At 56.7% G+C, this 1336-nt stretch carries 1 protein-coding gene; it reads left to right on the plus strand.

Going from position 1 to position 1336, the window contains the following annotated elements; genetic code table 11:
• Positions 1 to 14 precede the first annotated feature (14 nt).
• Positions 15 to 1336: aspartate aminotransferase family protein (locus tag NKI39_RS34135; RefSeq protein WP_352837542.1), on the plus strand; the 1322-nt coding region annotated here is incomplete at its 3' end.

Consider the following 1336-nt stretch of genomic DNA (forward strand, 5'->3'; position numbering starts at 1 on the left):
ACGGAATGACCTTAATGACACATGTATTCCATCGTTCTCTCAATAAGAAGCTTCCTCTCCTCGCTTCCGGACACGGGTTGCATGTCGTCGACGAGGACGGAAAAACCTACATCGATGCGAGCTCCGGTGGCGTCGTGGTGTCGGCGCTTGGCCACGGGCACCCCGAAGTGACCGAGGCCATAAACACACAGCTGAATAAAATTCCCTACTTTCATGCCGGCGTCTTCTCGAGCCGGGTGATGGAAGACCTTGCCGAGCACCTCGTCACTCGCGCGCCAGCCGGGCTGACCAAGGCGTTCTTCGTCTCTGGGGGGTCAGAAGCTGTCGAGACTGCGATTTTGCTCGCAAGGCAATACGCCGTCGAGACCGGGCAGATGAAAAGACGGCGTATCATTGCGAGGCGAAACAGCTACCACGGCGCTACCCTGCACGGACTTGCGGTTGGGTACAATATAGCGCGGCGAACCCCATTCATGGATATCGCCCCTGACGTGCTGCATGTTCCGACATGCTACGCTTACCGAGAGTGTAGGAGTGATGAAACCGACGAAGAGTATGGGATACGAGTTGCCGATGAATTCGAGGCGGCGGTCAAGCGGGAGCCGGAGGGCTCAGTCTTAGCATTCGTTGTTGAAACCGTGGGAGGAAGTGCCTCCGGCGCGGTGCCTCCGGCGAAGGGTTATTTCAATCGGGTCCGCGAGATTTGTGACGAGTATGGGATCGTTCTGATTTGTGATGAGGTCTTGTGCGGTCTTGGACGGACGGGGGACCTGCACGCATGCGCCGCCGAAGGTATTACCCCAGACATTCTTACCCTTGCGAAGGGATTGGGTGCCGGCTTTGTGCCGGTTGGCGCCGTGCTGACGACAGATAGGATCCACGATGCAATCCGGAATGGATCAGGAGCGTTTCGTGGAGGCTTCACATACTCTGGCCATGCTGTCGCTTGCGCGGCCGCTTTGAAAGTTCAGCAGATTGTCGAGAGAGACGGTCTCGTCAACAACGCTCGCGCCATGGGTGATGAACTGCGCCAAGCGCTAATGCGCAAGTTCGGAAATCATCCCTATGTCGGCGATATTCGGGGTCGTGGACTGCTGCAATGCATTGAAATCGTCGCCAATCGCTCCACGAAAGCAGCTTTCGATCGATCATTGAATGCTAGTGGCCGCATACGCGATGCAGCCATGGAGCGGGGACTGATCGTTAATGCCGGCGGTGGAACGATTGATGGCCGCTCAGGGGATCACGTTGTTATTGCTCCCTCGCTTATCGTGACGGGAGAGGCAATCGAAGAAATCGTTGATCGTTTAGCCGACGCTGTCGAGCAAGCATTGGA

Source organism: Mesorhizobium sp. M0664 (assembly GCF_040320565.1).
In the GTDB taxonomy this organism is placed as follows: Bacteria; Pseudomonadota; Alphaproteobacteria; order Rhizobiales; family Rhizobiaceae; genus Mesorhizobium.